Raw genomic sequence first — 19,919 nt, 5'->3', positions numbered from 1 at the left:
CGCGGTCCGACGTCCAGTCCTTCGGCAGATACAACTCCCGGTCGATCAACGCCCGGCCCTTTACGGACCCGTAGGCCAGAAAGACCGCTACCTGGGAGTTCTCGATCCGGCCGGCCGTCCCGGAGTACTGGCGCGCGACACCCGCTGACCGCACTCCCTTCTTGAGGAATCCCGTCTCGTCAAGAATGAGAACTCCCGCCACGGGATCTCCGATGTGTTCCACCACCGCGTCGCGGACGTCGTCACGCACAGCGTCCGCGTCCCACAGGTAGTGGTTCAGCAGCCGCTGCATGCCCTGGGGGCCTGCATCACCGGCGGCCTCCGCCAGGGTCCAGCCGTTCTTGCGTTCCGCCTCGCCCAGCAGTCCGCGCAGATAGGACACCATCCGCCGCCTCGGCTCCACCCGCCCGAACCGGCCTGCGAACCGCGCCACGAAGTCGTCGAACAGAACTGACCACTCGTCAGCTATCTCTCCCGTCACAAAGTGACCAACGACGCGCAACACTCCACGTCACGGAGTGTCGTTGCAGTACTAACCGCGCCCACCTGCGCAAACGCCGCATCAAGGCGGTCTTCCCGGAGTGCGATTTCTCGCGACGATCTCTCGCAGTACCCTCAGCACCCCGCATTCCCTGACGGCTTCATCACCGACCCCTACTGCTGCGTCTCGCCGCCGGACGACCTGGGCGACGTCGACGACCGATTCGTCTTCGACTTCCATTCCTACGACGACCTCGAGGACGGCCAGTGTTGGTCGACCTGGCTCAGCGTCGAACCCCTCTGCCGAGGCCCCGAGCCGCTACCGGACTGGGTGGCGACCTCGCAGAGCGCGATCGACACGGAGCTCGGCGTCCTGAAGACCGGCAAGGAGGCCGACGTCCACCTCGTCGAGCGCGCCGACCCGCTTGACCCCGCCGCCGACGTGGTCATGGCGGCGAAGCGGTACCGCTCTCCCGGGTACCGGACCTTCCACCGCGCCGCGTCCTGCACCGAGGGCCGCTCGATGAAGCGCTCACGTGACGAGAGGGCCATCAAGCGGAAGAGTGAGCAGGCCGGAGTGGAGGCAGAGGTACTCGGCTGGCTGATGGCGCGACCGGTCAGAGATCGGGACACCACGGTCGCGATCGCACAGCTGTCACGCGAAAGGGGCCAGGACCCGTCCGAGGTGTTGGTCTGGTATCAACGGGCGGCAGAGCTGGGTGAGGAGAACAGTTGGGGCTGGATCTCGGACCTGGCGGGCGGAGGCCGTGGGCCAGATCCCTGAAGCGATCGCATGGGCCGAACCGATGGCCTTGGCCAGCAACGCGAGGGCGGGCACCAGGCACCGGCGTTCTCGCCGTCTCCTGCCTCCAAATAGAGGCGCTCCATCAATTCGCACGCGCAACAAGGAGGCGGGGTTGAAGGCGTATCCGCACTACGTGCTGCAGCGAATCGGTGACGCGGAGAGGAAGCGCCAAGTGGAGGAGTACGGGGATCGAGTCTGGCGGACAGGTCGCCGAAGCATGGGACGCTGCGGAGATCCTCGACTTGCCTCCCGATTAGGTCCCCTCGTGGGGCCGTGGTGTCTCACTGCGCAAGCGGCCGCGAGTCGATGCCTGACCCATGGCCAGTCGGCCCTCACGGTGCGTGCGGTCTCAGCCTGTAGCTCGTTGTCGTGGAGGGCAAAGCCGTGGTCGAGGGGTGCAAGGGCAGGTTCGCCGATGACGGTGCAGCTGGCGACGTAAAGCGAGGAGACGTACAGGTCCCCGTCGGTGGCGATGGTCGGCACGGTGGGACTCCAGTGCTGAGGGCGAGGGGGCGGCGCTGCCGTCGGGAGCCGGCATGCATGGCGAGCGGGGTCGGCACGGCCGGAGGCGGAGGTGCGTGTATCGTCTGCTGGCAGTGATCACGATGATTTGCCTGGTAGCACCACTGCGTGTCGACGATCTGGGCCGCAATCCCGGTCGACCTATCCATGGTGATCTCGCCCAGCACCCGGGCGCGGCAGGCGGACGGCTTGAGGGAGAGGGCAGTCTCAGGCATGCCTGATCCACTGCCGGTTTGGGTGATCCGCCTCCGGTGCTTGAACGGGTGGGTGGCCCATGACGCGGTGGGAACGGTTCATGGCGCATGGAATGCACGCGCATTTTCTCGGGGAGTGATCTCGCGTGCTGCGGGAAACTATTGATCATTAACTCCCGTTGCGCCTGATCAAAGGATCTCGTGAACGTCCCACAGACAGATACAGATCAGCTCGGGCGGGTCGAGGAACCTCTCGACCCGCCCGAGCTGTGTGTTGCCCGCGGAGCGCGGGGATCCTGCCCTCCCCTTGACGCCCCGGCACCACGGCCCGCGCCGGCCCCGCCCTCGGCCGAGATACCCCTGGTTTTCCCACCGCCGCGACGGACCCTCACACCCGTCCGAGCACGCGCATCACGCCCCCGGGCACGCCCCGGCACCCGCATCGTCTCCAGGCACCCCCTGGCACGCGCATCAATGCGGATCTACTCCGGGACCGTCCAGAAGGGACACACCCTGTGGGACGCGACCGCGCGGCGCACCGAGCGGATCGGGCGCATCCTGCGTGTCCAGGCCGACCGGCACGCCCCGCTGGACCGTGCCGTCGCCGGTGACATCGTCGCCGTCGTCGGGCCGAAGTCGACCCGGGCGGGCTCGACGCTGTGCGCTCCGGGCGCCCCGCTGCTGCTGGAACCGCCCGGTGTGCCCGAGCCGGTGGTGTCGGTCGCGGTGGAGTCCCGCCGGGCCGGCGACACCGACCGTCTGGCCTCGGGTCTGGCACGGCTGACCGAGGAGGATCCCTCGCTGGCCGTGCGGACGGACCCGGAGACGGGCCAGACCGTGCTGTCCGGCATGGGCGAACTGCACCTGGAGGTGGCGGTGGAGAAGCTCCGGCGCGACCTCGGGCTGGACGTCAACGTCGGCCGCCCCCGGGTCAGTCACCGGGAGACCGTCGGCCGGGGCGTGTCCGGCCTGGTGTACCGGCACGTCAAACAGGACGACGGCGCCGGGCAGTTCGCGCACGTCGTGCTCGACGTCGAACCGTACGAGGAGGGCGGGTTCGCCTTCCGCTCGGCGGTCGTCGGCGGGCGGGTGCCGCAGGAGTACGTCCGGGCGGTCGAGGCGGGCTGCCGGGACGCTCTCGCCGAAGGGCCCCTCGGCGGGCACCCGGTGACCCGGCTGCGCGTCACGCTCACCGACGGGGCGACCCATGTGAAGGACTCCCCGGACACGGCGTTCCGCACCGCCGGCCGGCTCGGTCTGCGCGAGGCCCTGCGCGCCTGCGCGATGGTCCTGCTGGAGCCGGTCGTCGAGGTCACGGTCACCGTGCCCGAGGACGCGGTGGGCGGCGTGCTCGGCGACCTCGCCGCCCGGCGCGGCCGGGTGACCGGCTCGGACACCCGGGCGGGCGCGGCGGTCGTCACCGCCACCGTGCCGCTGGCCGAACTGTTCGGCTACGCGACCCGGTTGCGCAGTCGCACCCAGGGCCGCGGCACCTTCACGGCCCGGCCCACCGGCTACGCGCCGGCGCCCGCGGCGACCTCGGTGCGCTAGGACCGCGTCCGGCCCCTTCCCCCCGTACGCACGAGGGGAAGGGGCCGGTCCGTTCCTACGGGTAGGACACGATCGTCGACGGCACGGTCGATGTCCCGGAGGTCGGCGACCCGGTGTCGTTGATGACGCACTCGTACTGCCCGTTGCCGCCCAGCGACACCACGAGCAGGTCGTGGAAGCGCACCCCGGGCCGGTTCGGCGCGTCGAAGCCGTGGTGCTGGACGATGCTCGGATCCACGTTGTAGTAGCAGTAGCTCCCCAGGCCCCAGCCCTCGTGTCTGGTCACGTTCTCCCCGACCCGGTAGGCCGCATAGCCCTTGACCAGACCGTTCTGGATCGCGGCCTGGTTCGGCGCGTCGTACGCCTTCTCGTTCTGGAAGAAGATCGTGCGGCCGCGCTCGCCGAACCATTGCACGTCGTACTTGTTGAAGTGCTCCACGAACAGCCCGGTCGCTAGCACGTCGTGACCGTTGACGACGACGCCGTAGTCCGCGCGGTTGGTCTCCCAGCCGACGCCGTCGCCGTGGTCGGCGCGCCAGACCCAGGTGTGGTCGACGACGGTGTGGCGGCTGTTGACGACCATGCTGGTGGTGGCCTTGCCGGGGCCCGCCCCGCCGATGCGGACGAACACGTCCTGGACCGTGGTCGGGTTGGCCGAGTGGTCCCGCGAGGCTCCGCGCGGGCCGATCTCCAGCAGCGTCGGGGAGTTGACCGGCCCGGCGTCGACGAGGAAACCGGCCAGACGTACCCCGCCGACGTCGGCGACGCGCAGCGCGGTGACGCCGTTGTCGGGGATCAACGTCGCGTAACCCAGGCCGAGCACCACCGTGTTGGGCCGCTCGATCCGGACCGGACGGTCGAGGTGGTAGATCCCCGGCGTCAGCAGCAGGTGGAGCCCCTGGTCGAGGGCCTGGTTCAACGTGGCGGCGGACACGCCGGGCTTGGCCACGTAGAACCGCGACAGGGGCAGCGAGGTGCCGCGCGGGGTGCCGTTGCCCCAGGTGACCCCGCGGGCGTCGGTGCGCTTTGCCGGCAGGAAGATCCGGTACTCGTCACCGCTGAGGTACAGGAACGGCTTCTCACGGGAGACGGGTGTCGTGTCCAGCGTGGTGTAGGGAGGGTTCGGGAAGCCCTGCGCGGGGGCGCCCTCGACACCGGAGAACACCATGTTCCACACGCCGTTGAGCCAGCCGCCGATCGCGCTGTCACGGGTGTACCACTGCTGCTGCGAGTACGGCTGCACCTGGCCGTCGATGCGGCTGTCGGCGATGTAACCGCCGCTGGACCAGCCGTAGCCGCTCGGGGCGAGGTTGAGGTTGCCGCGCACGTGCATGCGGCGGAACGGGGCCGCCTGGGACACCGCCCAGCGGTTGGTGCCGCTGACGGGGACCACGGCGAGGTTCTCCGCCGAACGCCAGAAGTTCTGCGTGGCGTTGCCGCCGAACCAGCCCGCGTCGACCGTGATGTCGCCGTGGATGGTGGTGTCGTCGGGGGAGAGGCCGAGGCCCGAGATGGAGGTGTAGAAGCCGATCTGCGCGTTGAGGCCGTGGTAGGCGCCGGGCTTGAAGAGGAGTTGGTAGCGGCCGGTGCCGAACTGGGCCGACTCCTGCCGGCGGAAGACCTCGTCCAGCCTGGCCTGGACGTCCGGCGTCGACGGGTCGAAGACCAGTACGTTCGGGCCGAGGTCGCCCCCGCCCGGCAGGGCGCGCGGCTTCCTGCGCCGGGCCGGTGCGGCCGTGGCCGTGCCGGGCAGCGCCGCGAGCGCGGAGGCGGCCGCGGCGGCACCGAGGACGGCACGGCGGCAGGGGGCGGGCAGGTGGGACGGGGAGTCAGCAGGCATGGGGCGGCTCTCCTGGTTCAGGAAGTGAACGGAGTGGGGTTGTGGGAGCGCTCTCTCGCCGCTGAATGGTTCATCCCCTGGAACGGATGCGTCAAGGGGCAGCGGCGAGGGTGGGGAGAGTACGTCCGAACCCCTTGACGGTGCCGCCGTCGGGCGATTAACTCACGTCCTGAATCAAGTCATGATGACTCTCTTCCGGCGAGCTCGGGTGAGCGCGGTCGGGGGCCGCGGTGCCGCTGAGCGCGCTCGCCCAGGACTTCGAGGAGCTCGGCGACCTTCCCCGGGCGCTGCGCGCCCAGCGCCCGTACGCCGCCCTTCAGGAGACGGCATGGGACCGGGCCTCGGCGCGGCACACCCTCGCCCGCCTGGAACGGGAGGCGGGCCGGCTGCCGCAGGCGGTGAACAGCCTGGCCGCCGTGCGGGAGGCCCTGGCGACGCCGGGCGACGACTGACTGCGCTACTGGCAGCGGGTCAACCTCGGCCGTTTCATCGCCGAGGAGCACCACCGGATCACCCTCGCCCTGGCCGACGCGGGCCACCCCGAGGAGGCCCGTGCCCTCCTCACCGCCGCCGACGCCGTACTCGGCGAGCTCTCGGACGACGCCGTCAAGGGCGTCCGCGAGCTCGCCGAACGGACCGCTGCACGCGTCCGGGAGGTCGACTGACGACGGGCACGGTGGGCGGCTGGCCCGCCGCGAAGCAGTGACTGCCGCAGCAGCCTCCTCGCCCGCTGCTCCGAGCGACGCACCACCGTCGACGCTGCATTCTCCGAGATCGCCGGCGGGGAGAACGCCCGAAGACCGACATGTCGTGGTGGTGAACCCGTGGGCGGGGTGACGGCGCCCCGCCCACGCGTGCGGTAGCGGACGAGGCGGGAGGGAGCTCAGTCCGGCAGGGGGCAGGTGAGGGGGAGGACGCGTTCGGTCAGCCGGCCGGTGAGGTGGGTGTCGGTGAGGGCGGCGTCGGTGAGCCAGTCCGCTGCGGTCAGCCGGTCGATCAGGTCCCGCAGTTCGCCGGAGCCGACCGGGACCCGGGTGGCGAGGGCGTTCAGGGCGACGCCCCGGCCGCCCGGTCCGAGGCGCCCCACGCCGTCCGTCCACGTGGCCAGCGTCACGGCGAGCAGCCGGGCGCCGGCGGGTGCCTTGGCCTTGCGGAGCTTCTTGTCCGAGACCACTCTCTGGGCCCAGCCGGAGAGCTTGGGCCGTGTCTTCCTGCCGAACGTGAACGGGCTCGTCCCGTCCTCGTCGGGCACCACGGAGGGGACGGTGACCGGGGTGGGGTTCTCCGGCCGGGAGGCGAGCAGGTCGCCGACGGTGCCGGGGAGGGACAGCCAGCCGCAGCCGGTCAGCTGCTCGACCAGCTCCTCCGGGTCGGTCAGGCCCAGCGCGTTGACGTCCTGGCCGACGAGGTTGCCGGTGCCGGTGCGCGCGGTGCGCAGGGTCAGCATCAGCACCAGCAGCCGTGCCTCCGCTCCGGGCAGCGGCGTGTGGCCGGCCACGTGCGCGAGGACGGAGCGCACGCACTCCCACTGCGCCGGCACGGTCAGCAGGCGCGCCAGGCCCGGTTCGTCGCCGTCGGGGAAGCAGCCGGTGCGGTGCTGGTGCTGGCGTCGGATGACGGCGGCGGCCTGCTCGGCGCGCTGGGCCTCCAGCCGCAGGGTCACGTCGCAACTGACGTCGGACCAGGTGAGGAAGGCGCGGGCCTTGCGTTCCTGGAGATCGGCCAGCAGCGCCAGGTCGGGCTCGGGGCGTTTCTGGTAGGCGCGGAAGAGGCCACCGAGCTCGGTGAGTTCGTCCCGCAGGGACACGGGCCGCAGGTCCCGCGGGATGACACGCCGGCCGATCCGCGCCTCCGGCGGGCGGCGGCGCCGCGCGGGTACGGGGCGGGGTGCGGGTACGGGGAGGGGCGCGGGTACGGGGAGGGGCGCCGGACATCCCGTCCGGGGGGTGACCTGTTGGTCGGAGAACTGAGGCGTGCCCGCGCCGGTGCCCGCCACCGCGGGCATCGGGGGGCCGGCGGTCCGGGGTGCGGACGGACGGGAAGTGGCCGCGGTCCGGGCCCCCGGAGTGGCGGCCGCACACCGTGAACAACACTCCAGGGCCTGCCACCAGCGTCCTGCCCGGTCGGTGATCACGGCGAGGACGATCGGTCCGCCGCACCGCCAGGGTTGTTCGGTACGCGCATGCCTGCCGGTGTCGGGGAGGTGGGCGCGGCAGCCGTCGGCCCGGCAGACGCAGTAGGTGTCGGCCCTGGGGGCGGGGGTGGCGCGCAGGTGCGCCTTCACGTGGGCGACCGCGGCCGTACGGCCTGCCGCCGCGGAGGGCAGACGCCGCTCGGCACAGGCGGGTCGGCTGCACGAGACGCGCACCTCCGCGCTGCCTCGGCCGACGGGGTCCAGACGCACGGTCCACCGGCGCCCCGGCACCCGCTCGTCCGGTTCGCTCCCTGCGGCGGCCTGTGTCATCCCGTTCACCCTCCGTCTCCCGTGACCCGCGTGTCACCGCCGCTTCCCGTTCTGCCGAGAGGTGTTCGGGCGGCGAGCCCACGGTATGCGGCACAGAGGTGCAGGGGGATGAAACAGCCCAGGGTGAGGGCTTTCGGGTGACAACGCCGTCCGTTTCGGTGAACCCGGGCGGGCTCGGCGGCGGACATGACGACGGAATCGGTTCCGAACTGATCGTCTCGCGGGCGCACTTGAGCGGCTGCGGGGGAACTGAACTGTCGGTCAGCTGCCTTGGTAGATCGTGGTGCACAGCAGCGTGGCGCCGTCGTCCACCAGGGCGGCCCAGTAGCGCGTCTGGTCGCCTGCCGCCCGGCGGCAGTTGTTCGCGTCGGCGCCCGCCGGGGCGCGGTAGACGCCTGTGATGTGCATGATCTGGTTGTAGGGGACGGGTACCGGCTCGCGTCGGCAGGCCACGGCCGTCATCAGGGCGAGGGAGATCGAGTCGCCGGACTGCCGGCCGAGCATGCAGTAGTTGACGTGGTAGACGCGGGTGAGGCAGAGCTTCGTGGTGTCGCCGGTGGTGGCGGACCGGTAGCTCCAGTACGACTTCCCATAGCTGGTGGGGCAGACCGTGTTGATGGCGGTCACCTTGACCTGCGCCTGCTCGTCGGCGCAGGACACGGGGTCCGGCGGAGCACCGACGCTCCAGTCGACGCTGGTGGTGCCCCCGCGGCCCGTGTCGTAGACCGCCAGGCAGTCGCCGACCGAGATGGCCTCGAACGCCTCTTCGGTGGGATCGGGAGCGGGTGTCGACGGCTCGGGGTCGGGCTCGTCAGCGCTCCGCTCACCGGTGTCAGCGCTCCCCTCACCGGTGTCGGAGTCATCGGGGATGCGGACGGTCGGCGAAGACGTGTACGGCGCCGGGCTGGAACTGGAGGGGGGCGAGTCGGCCAGCAAGTCCTTGAGTTCACCCACGTTGTTCAAGCCCAGCCAGCCCAGGATAGACAGCACGGATGCGATTCCGCCGATCAGTGCCCACACCTTGGCAGCGGAATGGTCATCGGATGCCCCTGTCACCATGCCCTCCCCCCGCCGAGACGCAGGCGATGTTAGCTGTTGTGGCGCCGTCGAGAGTCCAACTCCCGCGTCCCGCCCCCGCTGGCCCCCGCCCGGGTCCAGCACCCCACGGATCGCTGCCCGCCGTGGCCACTACGCCTTCGGAGCCAGCCCGGCGACGATGAGGTGCTGCCAGACGCTGAGCTCCGGCCGCGCGCCGTCGGCGCTCCGACGGTTGGCGGTCGTGTCGGGACGCCACGGCGGCGCGGGAACGATCCCGATGGTCCGTGACCTGAGGGGAATCGCGAGCGTGTTCCTGACGGACCTCGCCGCTGTGCGCGGATCTCTTCGGGGTCCGGAATCCTCCTCGGGGAGTGCAACCACCGCTTGTCCGGCTGGGCCGGGCAGTTCCCGAGGCGCCGTGTTTCACGCTATCGGATGGTGCTTCGCGGGCCGGGCACCTGCCCGGGCCGCGGGCCGTTCGAGCGGGTGACGGGACTTCTTCGTCCCCAGTACAGCAACGGAGTGATGGGAGCACGCCATGTCACTGACTTTCCACCGCAACCCCGACGGCACGACGACCGGGCGCAACGAGGCCAACGGCTTCTCCGTGACGCATGCCGAAGAGGAAGAGGTGAAGCGGCAGTTGTACGAGGACGCAGGGTGGGAGTACACGCCTCCACCACCTCCGGTGCCGCCCGGCCTCCACCGGTTCTCGCTGGTGCACGACGAGTTCCGGGCCTCCGGGTTCGACGACGAGAGGTACGCCGGGCTGCGGGAGCGTCCGCCCGACGGGTGCGTACCCGTCGACGGGGGGTCCTTCGCCCTGGAGTGCGTGCGGCCGGGCAGGACGCTGTTGGACGCGGTCGCCGGTACCGTCGCTGAGATCCGCCGGGAGCACGGCCTGGTGATGAGCGGTCTGGGTGTCGAGAAGCCCCAGGAATGGTTCGACGCCGAGAGCAAGGACGGGTACGCGGCGGAGATCGTCGCGCACCTCCTGCTGATGGCCGCTGGTCGTGCCCGGCTGCTCGGGTACGGGCGCAAGGACCTGGTCCGGCTACTCGACGCGACAGGGATCGAGTAGCCGGTGGGGTGTGTCGGCAGGGCAGAGGTCAGGCCTGAGTGGCCGGCCCCGGGACGTACTCCGGATCCACCTGAGCAGCCAGGTCCTCCCCGGTTCGCGCGTCTCCCCACGCCCGGGCGTTGCGCAGGTGGAACTCGACCGCGTGGCGGTGGAGCCGGTCCCAGTCGCGGACGTGTGCGTCCAGTGTCTCGCGCAGGACGCGCAGTGCGTGGAGGTTGTGCGGTTCCAAGGAGTCCAAGGCGTCCAAGCCGCCCTCCGTGCGGCCCTGTTCCGCCGCCCGGACCCAGGGGGACTGCACCAGGTGCGTCAGCAGGTCGTCACCCACCTGCTCCTTGAGGAAGAGCAGGTCGTCCTCGCAGGTCACCTTGTTGCCGACGACCGCGATGCGGATGCCGAACTGTTCCGCGTGGTCGCGGTACTGCCGGTAGACCGAGACGCCTTTGCGCGTGGGCTCCGCCACCAGGAACGTCACGTCGAAGCGGGTGAACAGGCCGGAGGCGAAGGCGTCCGCGCCCGCCGTCATGTCGACCACGACGTACTCACCGGGGCCGTCGATCAGGTGACCGAGGTACAGCTCGACCCCGCCGAGCTTGGAGTGGTAGCAGGCCACGCCCAGGTCGGACTCGTCGAACTCGCCGGTGACCATGAGGGGGACCCCACCGGCCCGGCCGACGTGCCGGGCGTGCAGCTCGTCGTCACCCAGCGGCTGCAGGAGGCGGGAGCCGCGGCCCGGCGGGGTCGTCTTCATCATCGCCTCGGAGGAGGAGATGCGGGGGTTGTCGCCCCGGAGATAGTTCTTGATCTCCGGCAAGTGCGCGCCCAGGGGAGGAGCCGGCTCCTCCAGACCGCCCAGCGCCTCGGCCAGGTGCTGGTTGATGTCGCCGTCGACAGCGAGTACCGGGGCTCCCGAGCGCGCCAGGTGGCGGGAGAAGAGCGCCGACAGCGTGGTCTTGCCGCTGCCGCCCTTGCCGACGAATGCGACCCTCACGCCCGCTCCACCTTGTTGAAAATGGATGTCATGTGGACAGATTTAGGGAGTGATCACCTGTGGTGTCAAATCCGGTACTCCGTATGGATGCGATATCGCTGAGAAGCGTGCGTCACGCGGGCAGCCCCATGTCGACCACGCAGCTGATCTCCACGAGCTGTCCGGGGAAGGTCAGTTCGGTGACGCCGAGTGCCGTGGTGACCGGGCGGTGCGTGCCGAAGTACGCGCGGTTTCCTCGTGCCACTGCTTCGGAGTGGCGGTTCACGTCCACGATGTACAGCGTCTGGGAGACGATCTGGTTGCGGGTGGCGCCGTAGTGGGCCAGGACCTTGTCGATGTTGCCGTAGGTCCCGTCGAGCTGGGCGGCGATGCCGTCCTCGGGCCGGAAGTCACCCGCCTCGTCGAACGAGAGCTGTCCCGAGACGTGGATCAGGTCGCCGGACCTGATCGCCTGCGTGTAGCCGAAGTAGGTCTCGGCGGGGATGCCGTGGTCGTAGAGGTTCGGGCTGGTCATGGTGGTGTCCTTCCGTCAAGCACGGGCTCGCGGCTTCGTGCTCTCTTGCGGTTACTCGGAAACCATAGGAGAGTGAGCGTCGACCTGGAAGAACGCACTTTTTGGTGACTGGGGAACCAGATGGTGACCAAGCAGTTGACGGACCTGCCCGAGAACGCGGACCTGCGGCGGGCGGACTCCCTGGCGCGGGAGATCTTCTCCGACGTGGCCAACAAGTGGGCGTTGCTGATCATCGAGGCCCTCGGTGAACGCACCCTGCGCTTCAGCGAGCTGCGGGACGAGGTCGAGGGCGTCAGCCACAAGATGCTGACGCAGAACCTGCGGATGCTGGAGCGGAACGGCCTGGTCGACCGGACGGTGCATCCCACCGTGCCGCCGAAGGTCGAGTACACGCTGACCGAGCCGGGCCGGGCCCTGCGCGCCACGGTCGACGCCATCTGCGGCTGGACCCATCAGTACCTCGGCCATATCGAGGCGGCTCGCGGGCGGTTCGGCGCCTGATGAGGCGGCTCGTGGGCGGTTCGGCGCCTGATGAGGCGGCTCGTGGGTGGTTCGGTGTCTGGCGAGGTGGTTCGTGGGCGGTTCGGCGCCTGATGAGGCGGCTCGTGGGCGGTTCGGTGTCTGGCGAGGTGGTTCGCGGGCGGTTCGGCGCCCGGTGAGGTTGGTTCGCGGGCGGTTCGGTGCCTGACCGGTGGCTTTTCGGCCCCTCGCCGGCTCGGACCGAAGCCGGCGCGCCGGGCGGGGAGGGCCAGGCATCTGCCGTGTCTCGGTCAGGCTTCTGTCGTACCTCGGGCAGACATCCGCCTCACCTCGGCCAGGCATCGGCCGTCCGTCGGCCGGGGGTCAGCCCGCGACCAGCTCCGGCAGCGGCCGGGGCGCCGGGGGCTTCACCACCCGTGAGGTCCGGTACAGCCACAGCACATCGCGGCCGAAGGACCACACCAGCAGGCCCAGCGCCAGGGCCGCCACGCCGACGTTGGCTTTGTACGGCAGCGGTTCGGCGCCCGCCAGCAGCAGGAGCACGCCCTGGAGCGCGGCCACCGTCTTGCGTGCGGTGCTCGGCGGCAGCGCTGCGGTCAGCCAGGGCCAGACCTTCGCCGCGGCGACGAAGACGTAGCGCATGCCCCCGATCAGCAGCACCCACGGGCCCAGTTGCGTCGACACGTACACACTGAGCACCAGGATCAGGAACGCGTCGACCTCCATGTCGAAGCGCGCGCCCAGCGGGGTCGAGGTGCCGGTGCGGCGGGCGACCTTGCCGTCGACGCCGTCGAGGATCAGTGCCACCGCCGTCAGGCCGACGAACAGCGACACGGGGGGCGAGCTCTGGAAGGAGTCCGCGACCAGCGCGGTGACGCCGCCGACGAGGGCGGCCCGGCCGAGGGTGACCCGGTTCGCCGGCCCGAACGAGCGCAGCCCGGAGCGGTGCAGGGCCCGGGAGAGCACCGCCCAGGTGGCGATCGCGAACGCGAGGCCGCTCAGCCAGCCCACCGGGCCCATCCCGATCGCCGTGCCGATCAGGGCCAGCAGCAGGATCTGTGCGCCCGCCCCCACAGCGGTCTCCTGCTGTACGAGCCTCGCGTCGTAAGTGTTGTTCAGGGCCACCGAACACCCTCCGGCCGTGTGACAGAGTCGATCAACGCCGCTACCTTGTGCGCGGCCTGTGCACCCCTCGGTACGCAAGCGGCTTCCCGATCGTTCAGGAGGACTTCGATGACGCACACCGGTCGCGCGTTCTGGATCGATTCGCCCGGGCGAGGCGGGATCCGGGACGTCGCCCTGCCGGACCCCGGCGAGGGGGAGGTGCTGGTCCGCACGCTGTACTCCGGCGTGAGCCGTGGCACGGAGACGCTCGTCTTCCGCGGCGGGGTGCCCGTCAGCCAGCACACGGCCATGCGGGCACCGTTCCAGGAGGGCGACTTCCCGGGGCCGGTGAAGTACGGCTACCTCAACGTCGGAGTGGTGGAGCGGGGGCCCGGCGCGCTCGTCGGCCGTACGGTGTTCTGCCTCTATCCGCACCAGACCCGGTACGTCGTGCCGGCGAGCGCCGTGACGCCCGTGCCGGACTCCGTGCCCGCCGGACGCGCCGTGCTCGCCGGGACCGTGGAGACCGCCGTGAACGCCCTGTGGGACGCCGCGCCCCTGGTCGGCGACCGGATCGCGGTCGTCGGCGGCGGCATGGTCGGCTGCTCGGTGGCGGCGCTGCTCGCCCGGTTCCCCGGTGTGCGCGTCCAGCTGGTCGACGCCGACCCGTCCCGCGCCGAGGTCGCCGAGGCGCTCGGTGTCGTCTTCGCCGCACCCGAGGACGCCGCGGGGGACTGCGACCTGGTGGTGCACGCCAGTGCCACCGAGCAGGGCCTCGCCCGCTCCCTGGAACTGCTCACCGCCGAGGGGACCGTCGTCGAGCTCAGCTGGTACGGCGACCGGCGGGTCAGCCTGCCGCTCGGCGAGGCCTTCCACTCCCGGCGGCTCGTCATCCGCTCCAGCCAGGTCGGCACCGTCTCCCCGGCCCGCCCCCGGCGCACCTACGCCGACCGGCTCGCCGTCGCCCTCGACCTGCTCGCCGACCCGGCGCTGGACGCGCTCGTCACCGGTGAGTCGGCGTTCGAGGAACTGCCGGACGTGCTGCCGAAGCTCGCGTCCGGCGCGATCCCGGCGCTCTGCCACCGCGTCCGCTACGACCAGGGGGACTGACCACGTACGAGGAGTGCGAGGAGCGCATCGGCTGCCGATTCGTTCCATCCGGTACGAGATCGTTCCGACGCGAGCGCCTGACCTGAGAAAAGACGTAGCGGGCGCTGAACGGGGGAAGGCAAGGAGCCGTACTACCCGGCATCCCCGGCAGTCGACAGCGGGGGAGCCGACGCGCCGCACCTGGAGGGTCGTCCGTTGTTCAGCATCACCGTCCGCGATCACATCATGATCGCCCACAGCTTCCGCGGCGAGGTCTTCGGACCCGCGCAGCGCCTGCACGGCGCCACGTTCCTGGTGGACGCCACCTTCCGGCGCGAACAGCTGGACGCGGACAACATCGTCGTCGACATCGGGCTGGCCACCCAGGAACTCGGTGCGGTCGTCAGCGAACTGAACTACCGCAACCTCGACGACGAGCCCGACTTCGCCGGCGTCAACACCTCGACGGAGTTCCTCGCCAAGGTCATCGCCGACCGGCTCGCCGAGCGGATCCACAAGGGAGCGCTCGGCGAGGGCGCCAAGGGCATCGCGGGCCTGACCGTCAGCCTGCACGAGTCGCACATCGCCTGGGCGAGTTACGAGCGTGCGTTGTGACCGACTCGACGATCGAGCGGCCGGGGCAGGCCGGACCGGCACGCCTGGACTACGTTCGGGTGGGGCACGCCTCCCTGAAGAACGCCGAGATCATCCCCATGTCCCTGCGCACCGTGCACTTCGTGCTGCCGGGCGGTGTCGACGACCCGACGGCGCCGAGCGGCGGCAACGCCTACGACCGGCGCGTCTGCCTGGACCTGCCCGGCTTCGGCTGGCAGGTGACCCAGCACCTCGTGGCCGGCGACTGGCCCCGGCCGGACGCCGCCGCCCGTACGGAACTCGCCCGCACGCTCGCCGGCCTGCCCGACGGGGCCGCCGTCCTGCTGGACGGGCTCGTGGCCTGCGGCGTCCCGGAGATCGTGGTGCCGGAGGCGGACCGGCTGCGCATGGCCGTCCTCGTCCACCTGCCGCTGGGCGACGAGACGGGGCTGGACGCGGTCGTGGCCGCCGAACTGGACGCCCGGGAGCGGACGGTGCTGCGGGCGGTCCCCGCGGTGATCGCCACCAGCGACTGGGCTGTCCGCCGCCTGGTCTCCCACCACGGCCTGCCCCCGGAGCGGGTCCACGTCGCCGCGCCCGGCGCCGACATCGCGCCCCTCGCGCCCGGCACCGACGGCAGGTCGCGCCTGCTGTGCGTGGCCGCCGTGACCCCGCGCAAGGGCCAGCACCGGCTGGTGGAGGCGCTGGCCACGGTGAAGGACCTGCCGTGGAGCTGCGTCTGCGTCGGCGGTCTCACCCAGGACCCGGAGTACGTCGCCCATCTGCGGTCCCTCATCGCGCGGCACGGCCTGCAGGACCGGCTGGAGCTGGCCGGGCCGCAGTCCGGCGCCGCGCTGGACGCCAGCTACTCCACCGCCGACCTGATGGTCCTCACCTCGTACGCAGAGACGTACGGGATGGCCGTCACCGAGGCGCTGGCCCGGGGCATTCCCGTCCTGGCCACGGACGTCGGCGGACTCCCCGAGGCGGTCGGCCGCGCCCCCGACGGCGGGGTGCCCGGCATCCTCGTCCCGCCGGAGAACCCCGTTGCCATCGCCGCCGAACTGCGCGGCTGGTTCGGCGAGGCGGACGGGAGGCGCCGGCTGAAGGCCGCCGCCCGCAGCCGTCGCGCCGCCCTCGCCGGCTGGGCGACGACCGCACAGAGCCTGGCGGCGGTACTGCGCCGGCTCCCGACCGAACCCCGGAGGGCCGCATGACGAACCCGGCGACGACCCAGCAGAGCGGGGCGATCCCGGCCCAGCCCGGACCGAGGGAGGCGGCCGAGTCGATGAACGGCGTGACCCGGGGAGCAGGACCGGGCGGCACCGGCCGGCCCGGACCGGATGAGGAAGCCCTCACCGGCCCCGACGGGCGGAGCGGCGACGGTGTCATCCCGGGCGCCGGCCCCAGCGGCGGGCCCGGCACCCGGCCCACCGTGAAGCTGCGCGAGGCCGGGCTCGACGACCCGCCCCGCTACGCGCCCGAGTGGCTGCAGCTGAGGGAGCCCGCCGACGCCTCGGCCCGGGCGCACGACCTGCTCGACCCGCTGCGCATCCGGCTCGCCGACCTGCCCGGAAAGTCCGGTGTCGTCATCCACGACCTGGGCTGCGGCACCGGCTCGATGGGGCGCTGGCTCGCGCCCCGCCTGGACGGCGCCCAGCACTGGATCCTGCACGACCGCGACCCCTATCTGCTGCACTTCGCCGCCGTCGCCTCCCCGCACTCGGCGGCCGACGGCAGCCGGGTCAGCGTGGAGACGCGGCGCGGTGACGTCGCCCGTCTCACCCCCGACGCCCTGCAGGGCGCGTCCCTGGTGACCGCCTCCGCCCTGCTGGACGTCCTCACCCAGGAGGAACTCGGCACGCTCGCCGCCACCTGCGCCGGAGCCGGCGCCCCCGCGCTGCTGACCCTGTCCGTCGCGGGGAGCGTGGAGCTGACCCCGTCCCACCCGCTGGACCAGGAGATCGCCCGGGCGTTCAACGACCACCAGCGCCGCGACGGCCTGCTCGGCCCGGACGCGGTCACGGCCGCGGCCGAGGTGTTCTCCGAGCACGGCGCGACCGTAAGGCTGCACCCGAGCCCCTGGCGGCTCGGCCCCGAGCAGGCCGCCCTCACCGAGCAGTGGCTCCGCGGCTGGGTCGGCGCGGCCGTCGAGCAGCGCCCCGAGCTGCGTGCCGACGCCGACGTCTACCTGGCCGAGCGTCTGAAGGCCTGTGCGGCGGGCGAGTTGCACGTCACCGTCCACCACACCGACCTCCTCGCCCTGTGCCGCCCGGCGGACGGAGTCTCATGAGCCCCCAGGCGACGGGAACGCGCCCCCGGCCGGCGCCCGCGCGGGGTGCCGGGCCGCCGGAACCCGGCAGCGCTGGTGCGGGCGTGGGCCAGGCGACCGTACCGGGCCCGAGCGTGGACGCAACGATCGAGTCCGCTGCCCCGGCGCCGGTCGCGGCGGGCGCCCTGCCGCCGGCCGAGACCGCCTCCCTGGTCGAGGTCGGTACCGCCTTTCCGGTCGTTCCGGTTCCCGTTCCCGGCCCCGAGACCCCGTCGCCCGTCACCGACGCGGACGACTCCCGCGACCACCCCGCCGCCGCCTCCTCGTCCGGCCCCGTCCGCAAGGCCCTGACGCGCCTCGGTTCCCCGAGGGTCCGCACGCATCTCGGCACCGTCGCCGGAGTCGCCATCCTGGGCGTGCTGTTCTGGCGCCTGGGCACCGGCTTCTTCCTCGACGGGCTGCGCCGGATCGACGGTGTGACCCTGCTGCTCGCGCTCGGGATCGGGCTCGTCACCACCGTGTGCAGCGCGTGGCGCTGGGCCCTGGTGGCCCGGGGGCTGAGGATCAGGCTGCCGTTCGGGGCGGCCGTCGCCGACTACTATCGCGCGCTGTTCCTGAACGCGGTCCTGCCCGGCGGGGTGCTCGGCGACGTGCACCGGGCCGTGCGGCACGGGCGCAGCGAGGGCGACGTGCGGCGGGGAGTGAAGGCCGTCCTCCTCGAACGCGCCGCCGGGCAGGTCGCGTTGTTCGCCGTCGGAGCCGTGGTCCTGCTGACCATGCCGTCGCCGGTGCTCGCCGAGGTCCGGCACATCGCCCCGCTCGCCGCCCTGGCGGCGGTGGGCGCGCTCGCCGTCGTCCTCGCCGTGCGGATGAACCGGGCGGTGCCCTCACGCCGCGGCCGGAAGGTGCGGGCGGTCCTCGCCGAGGCACGCGAAGGGCTGCTGTCCCGTCGCAACGGGCCCGGAGTGGTTGCCTCTTCGGTGGTTGTGCTGGCAGGTCACGTCGCCCTGTTCGTCCTCGCCGCCCGGGTCGCCGGGACCGCCGCCGCGGTGGCCGTCCTGGTGCCGCTCGCGGTGCTCGCCCTGCTGGCGATGGGGCTGCCGCTGAACGTCGGCGGCTGGGGGCCCAGGGAGGGCGTCACCGCCTGGGCGTTCGGCGCCGCGGGCCTCGGCGCCGGCCGGGGACTGGCCGTCGCGGTCGTCTACGGGGTGCTCTGCCTCGTGGCGAGCCTGCCCGGAGTGATCGTGCTCGTCGCCCGCTGGTACGCGGGCCTGCGCGGCGAGGACCGGGCCACCCGGGCCGCGGCGGACCCGGACGCCGGCTGCGCGCCCCGGAGTCCCTACGCTTCCGGGTTCCCGGAGGTCAGCAACGAGAAATACGCCCCGAATGAATCCACCAGGCTCGCCAGGAGCTCCTTCCCCTTTTCCGCGGAACCCAGTGAAGGACGGCCGATGACACCGGAATCGGTATAGCCGGACATGCCGAGCGTGAGCAGATGACGCCGGTCGTCAGCGACGAAATCGGACGTCTCGTAACCGGGTCGGAGCATTTCGGGATGAGCGTGCAGAAGAATGGAGGTCTCGATTTCCCCCGCGTGCATGTCGGAGAGCAGCGAGGTGACCACACCCGCACGCTCGCGCGCCGTCTCCCAGTCCTCGGCGGCAGGGAAGAGCGCCATCCGCTCACCGCGCGCGGAGGCCTCCTGAACGACGTTGCCCAGTACGTAGTTCCCGCCGTGCGCGTTGACCACCACCAGGGCGTCGACGCCGGACCGGCGGAGCGAATCCGCTATGTCCCTCACCACCGCATGAAGGGTCACCGAGGAGATGCTGACGGTCCCCGGCCAGGCCGCGTGCTCGTGCGAGCACGAGATCGTCACCGGAGGAAGGAGGCGCACCGGGTACGCGCCGGCCAACTCCCGCGCGACGGCACAGGCGACGAGCGTGTCGGTCGCCAGCGGGAGGTACGGACCGTGCTGCTCGAAGCTCCCCACGGGAAGCAACGCGACCTGCCGTGAGACACCGGCGCCCCGCGTCCGTACGTCTTCCGTGGTGTCCGCCGGCACCAGATCACTCATCACGTCACGGCCTTTCGTCTCTTTTAGGAACTCGAGAATCATGACAGACAACATTGGCGTACTCGGCAAGAAGTCACCGCAGCGGGCCGGCGTGGAGCGCGTCGTGAATGCGCCCTTGCCCACGGTGTACGGGAAATTCCAGGCGATCGGCTACATGGACCACGACCGGGGCGACGAGCAGGTGGCCCTGGTCCACGGCGAGATCGGCACGGACGACGTCCTCGTACGACTGCACTCGGAATGCCTGACCGGTGACTCCTTCGGCTCCCGGCACTGCGAGTGCGGCGACCAGCTCGACGCCGCCCTCCGCGCGGTCGTCAGCGAGGGCGCCGGCATCGTCGTCTACCTCAGAGGGCACGAGGGCCGCGGCATCGGCCTGCTCGCCAAGCTGCGTGCGATGGCCCTGCAGGCGGAGGGCCTGGACACCGTCGAGGCCAACCTGGCCCTGGGCCTGCCGGTCGACGCCCGCGACTACGGTGTCGCCGCCCGCATCCTGGAGGACCTCGGCGTGCGCTCGGTGCGCCTCATGTCAAACAACCCGCGCAAGCGCGAGGCGCTGGTGAGCCACGGCATCGGCGTCGCCGAGACGGTGCCGCTGCTCATCCCGCCGTGCGAGAGCAACATCACCTACCTGCGCACCAAGCGGGAGCGGCTCGACCACCACCTGCCGCACCTGGACGCGGTGCTCAGCTCCTCCTGAGACCCGGGACCGGTACCGGCCCTCCACGACGTGACCCGGGGGCGAATCCGTACACGAGCCGCCTGCGACCAGTGCGCGCCGCGCAGTCGGGCCGCGTACGCTTCGTGACCGACCGACCCCTCGAGC

Annotated in this window: 17 protein-coding genes and 2 pseudogenes; 11 read left to right on the top strand and 8 right to left on the bottom strand. The window is 71.7% G+C overall.

Going from position 1 to position 19,919, the window contains the following annotated elements; genetic code table 11:
* A partial coding sequence (locus ACFW6P_RS27160) for an IS701 family transposase (protein WP_386425101.1) occupies window positions 1-433 on the bottom strand: 433 nt, incomplete at its 3' end.
* Window positions 434-484: 51 nt separating this feature from the next.
* On the opposite strand from ACFW6P_RS27160, the gene ACFW6P_RS27155 reads away from it, so the two are divergent.
* Complete coding sequence (locus ACFW6P_RS27155) at window positions 485-1,264, top strand: hypothetical protein (RefSeq protein WP_386358552.1); 780 nt, start codon at window positions 485-487, stop codon at window positions 1,262-1,264.
* A 1,214-nt stretch (window positions 1,265-2,478) separates the two neighbouring features.
* Window positions 2,479-3,552, top strand: a pseudogene (locus ACFW6P_RS27150) (EF-Tu/IF-2/RF-3 family GTPase); the annotation flags it as partial.
* Between the two features lie 55 nt (window positions 3,553-3,607).
* Here ACFW6P_RS27150 and ACFW6P_RS27145 read toward each other — a convergent pair.
* Window positions 3,608-5,392 carry a coagulation factor 5/8 type domain-containing protein gene (locus ACFW6P_RS27145; RefSeq protein ID WP_386425098.1) on the bottom strand — a complete coding sequence of 595 codons (1,785 nt, stop codon included), beginning with the start codon at window positions 5,390-5,392 and terminating at the stop codon, window positions 3,608-3,610.
* A 230-nt stretch (window positions 5,393-5,622) separates the two neighbouring features.
* Between ACFW6P_RS27145 and ACFW6P_RS27140 the strand changes: the two genes are divergently transcribed.
* Window positions 5,623-5,844 carry a hypothetical protein gene (locus ACFW6P_RS27140; protein WP_386358548.1) on the top strand — a complete coding sequence of 74 codons (222 nt, stop codon included), beginning with the start codon at window positions 5,623-5,625 and terminating at the stop codon, window positions 5,842-5,844.
* A 431-nt stretch (window positions 5,845-6,275) separates the two neighbouring features.
* Here the strand turns inward: ACFW6P_RS27140 and ACFW6P_RS27135 are convergent, their stop codons facing one another.
* Both ACFW6P_RS27135 and ACFW6P_RS27130 read right to left on the bottom strand, forming a co-directional pair.
* On the bottom strand, window positions 6,276-7,199 hold the full coding sequence (locus tag ACFW6P_RS27135; protein WP_386358546.1) for a hypothetical protein: 924 nt from the start codon (window positions 7,197-7,199) through the stop codon (window positions 6,276-6,278).
* A 918-nt stretch (window positions 7,200-8,117) separates the two neighbouring features.
* On the bottom strand, window positions 8,118-8,846 hold the full coding sequence (locus ACFW6P_RS27130) for a hypothetical protein (protein WP_386358544.1): 729 nt from the start codon (window positions 8,844-8,846) through the stop codon (window positions 8,118-8,120).
* Window positions 8,847-9,432: 586 nt separating this feature from the next.
* On the opposite strand from ACFW6P_RS27130, the gene ACFW6P_RS27125 reads away from it, so the two are divergent.
* Entirely contained in the window at window positions 9,433-9,975 is a 543-nt protein-coding gene (locus tag ACFW6P_RS27125; RefSeq protein ID WP_386358542.1) for a hypothetical protein, read from the top strand.
* 28 nt (window positions 9,976-10,003) lie between these two features.
* On the opposite strand, the gene ACFW6P_RS27120 is transcribed toward ACFW6P_RS27125, so the two are convergent.
* Entirely contained in the window at window positions 10,004-10,963 is a 960-nt protein-coding gene (locus ACFW6P_RS27120; protein ID WP_386358540.1) for an ATP-binding protein, read from the bottom strand.
* A gap of 112 nt (window positions 10,964-11,075) precedes the next feature.
* Window positions 11,076-11,477, bottom strand: a complete 402-nt coding sequence (locus ACFW6P_RS27115) for a RidA family protein (protein ID WP_386358538.1) — start codon at window positions 11,475-11,477, stop codon at window positions 11,076-11,078.
* Window positions 11,478-11,597: 120 nt separating this feature from the next.
* Between ACFW6P_RS27115 and ACFW6P_RS27110 the strand changes: the two genes are divergently transcribed.
* The gene (locus ACFW6P_RS27110) at window positions 11,598-11,978 is read left to right on the top strand and encodes a winged helix-turn-helix transcriptional regulator (RefSeq protein WP_386358536.1); all 381 of its coding nucleotides are present in this window, start codon (window positions 11,598-11,600) and stop codon (window positions 11,976-11,978) included.
* A gap of 342 nt (window positions 11,979-12,320) precedes the next feature.
* Here ACFW6P_RS27110 and ACFW6P_RS27105 read toward each other — a convergent pair whose 3' ends face one another.
* A complete protein-coding gene (locus ACFW6P_RS27105; RefSeq protein ID WP_386358534.1) occupies window positions 12,321-13,082 on the bottom strand; it encodes a CDP-alcohol phosphatidyltransferase family protein in 762 nt (253 codons plus the stop codon).
* 108 nt (window positions 13,083-13,190) lie between these two features.
* On the opposite strand from ACFW6P_RS27105, the gene ACFW6P_RS27100 reads away from it, so the two are divergent.
* The 5 genes from ACFW6P_RS27100 (at window position 13,191) to ACFW6P_RS27080 (ending at window position 18,488) form a co-directional block, all read left to right on the top strand.
* Window positions 13,191-14,171, top strand: a complete 981-nt coding sequence (locus tag ACFW6P_RS27100) for a zinc-binding alcohol dehydrogenase (protein ID WP_386358532.1) — start codon at window positions 13,191-13,193, stop codon at window positions 14,169-14,171.
* Window positions 14,172-14,366: 195 nt separating this feature from the next.
* The gene (locus tag ACFW6P_RS27095; protein ID WP_386358530.1) at window positions 14,367-14,765 is read left to right on the top strand and encodes a 6-pyruvoyl tetrahydropterin synthase family protein; all 399 of its coding nucleotides are present in this window, start codon (window positions 14,367-14,369) and stop codon (window positions 14,763-14,765) included.
* On the top strand, window positions 14,762-15,961 hold the full coding sequence (locus ACFW6P_RS27090; RefSeq protein WP_386358528.1) for a glycosyltransferase family 4 protein: 1,200 nt from the start codon (window positions 14,762-14,764) through the stop codon (window positions 15,959-15,961). The genes ACFW6P_RS27095 and ACFW6P_RS27090 overlap by 4 nt, the downstream gene beginning before the upstream one ends.
* Window positions 15,958-17,037, top strand: coding sequence for an SAM-dependent methyltransferase (locus ACFW6P_RS27085; protein ID WP_386358527.1), 1,080 nt, complete (start codon window positions 15,958-15,960; stop codon window positions 17,035-17,037). The genes ACFW6P_RS27090 and ACFW6P_RS27085 overlap by 4 nt, the downstream gene beginning before the upstream one ends.
* A 113-nt stretch (window positions 17,038-17,150) precedes the next feature.
* Window positions 17,151-18,488, top strand: a complete 1,338-nt coding sequence (locus ACFW6P_RS27080; RefSeq protein ID WP_386425095.1) for a lysylphosphatidylglycerol synthase transmembrane domain-containing protein — start codon at window positions 17,151-17,153, stop codon at window positions 18,486-18,488.
* Here ACFW6P_RS27080 and ACFW6P_RS27075 read toward each other — a convergent pair.
* Window positions 18,374-19,093 (bottom strand): annotated as a pseudogene (locus ACFW6P_RS27075) (creatininase family protein); the annotation flags it as partial. The gene ACFW6P_RS27080 and the pseudogene ACFW6P_RS27075 sit on opposite strands and share 115 nt — an antisense overlap.
* Before the next feature lie 40 nt (window positions 19,094-19,133).
* Between ACFW6P_RS27075 and ribA the strand changes: the two are divergent.
* Complete coding sequence (gene ribA, locus ACFW6P_RS27070; RefSeq protein WP_386358523.1) at window positions 19,134-19,793, top strand: GTP cyclohydrolase II; 660 nt, start codon at window positions 19,134-19,136, stop codon at window positions 19,791-19,793.
* The last annotated feature ends 126 nt before the right edge of the window (window positions 19,794-19,919 follow it).

Source organism: Streptomyces sp. NPDC058741 (assembly GCF_042746715.1).
In the GTDB taxonomy this organism is placed as follows: domain Bacteria; phylum Actinomycetota; class Actinomycetes; order Streptomycetales; family Streptomycetaceae; genus Streptomyces.
The sequence above is the reverse complement of the archived record's forward strand: the minus strand, read 5'-3'. Positions and strand labels throughout refer to the sequence as shown.

Coding starts and splice junctions, on each gene's coding strand:
- ACFW6P_RS27115 (WP_386358538.1), bottom strand. CDS start 11,477: ATGACCAGCCCGAACCTCTACGACCACGGCATCCCCGCCGAGACCTAC.
- ACFW6P_RS27100 (WP_386358532.1), top strand. CDS start 13,191: ATGACGCACACCGGTCGCGCGTTCTGGATCGATTCGCCCGGGCGAGGC.
- ribA (WP_386358523.1), top strand. CDS start 19,134: ATGACAGACAACATTGGCGTACTCGGCAAGAAGTCACCGCAGCGGGCC.
- ACFW6P_RS27125 (WP_386358542.1), top strand. CDS start 9,433: ATGTCACTGACTTTCCACCGCAACCCCGACGGCACGACGACCGGGCGC.
- ACFW6P_RS27145 (WP_386425098.1), bottom strand. CDS start 5,392: ATGCCTGCTGACTCCCCGTCCCACCTGCCCGCCCCCTGCCGCCGTGCC.
- ACFW6P_RS27085 (WP_386358527.1), top strand. CDS start 15,958: ATGACGAACCCGGCGACGACCCAGCAGAGCGGGGCGATCCCGGCCCAG.
- ACFW6P_RS27110 (WP_386358536.1), top strand. CDS start 11,598: ATGGTGACCAAGCAGTTGACGGACCTGCCCGAGAACGCGGACCTGCGG.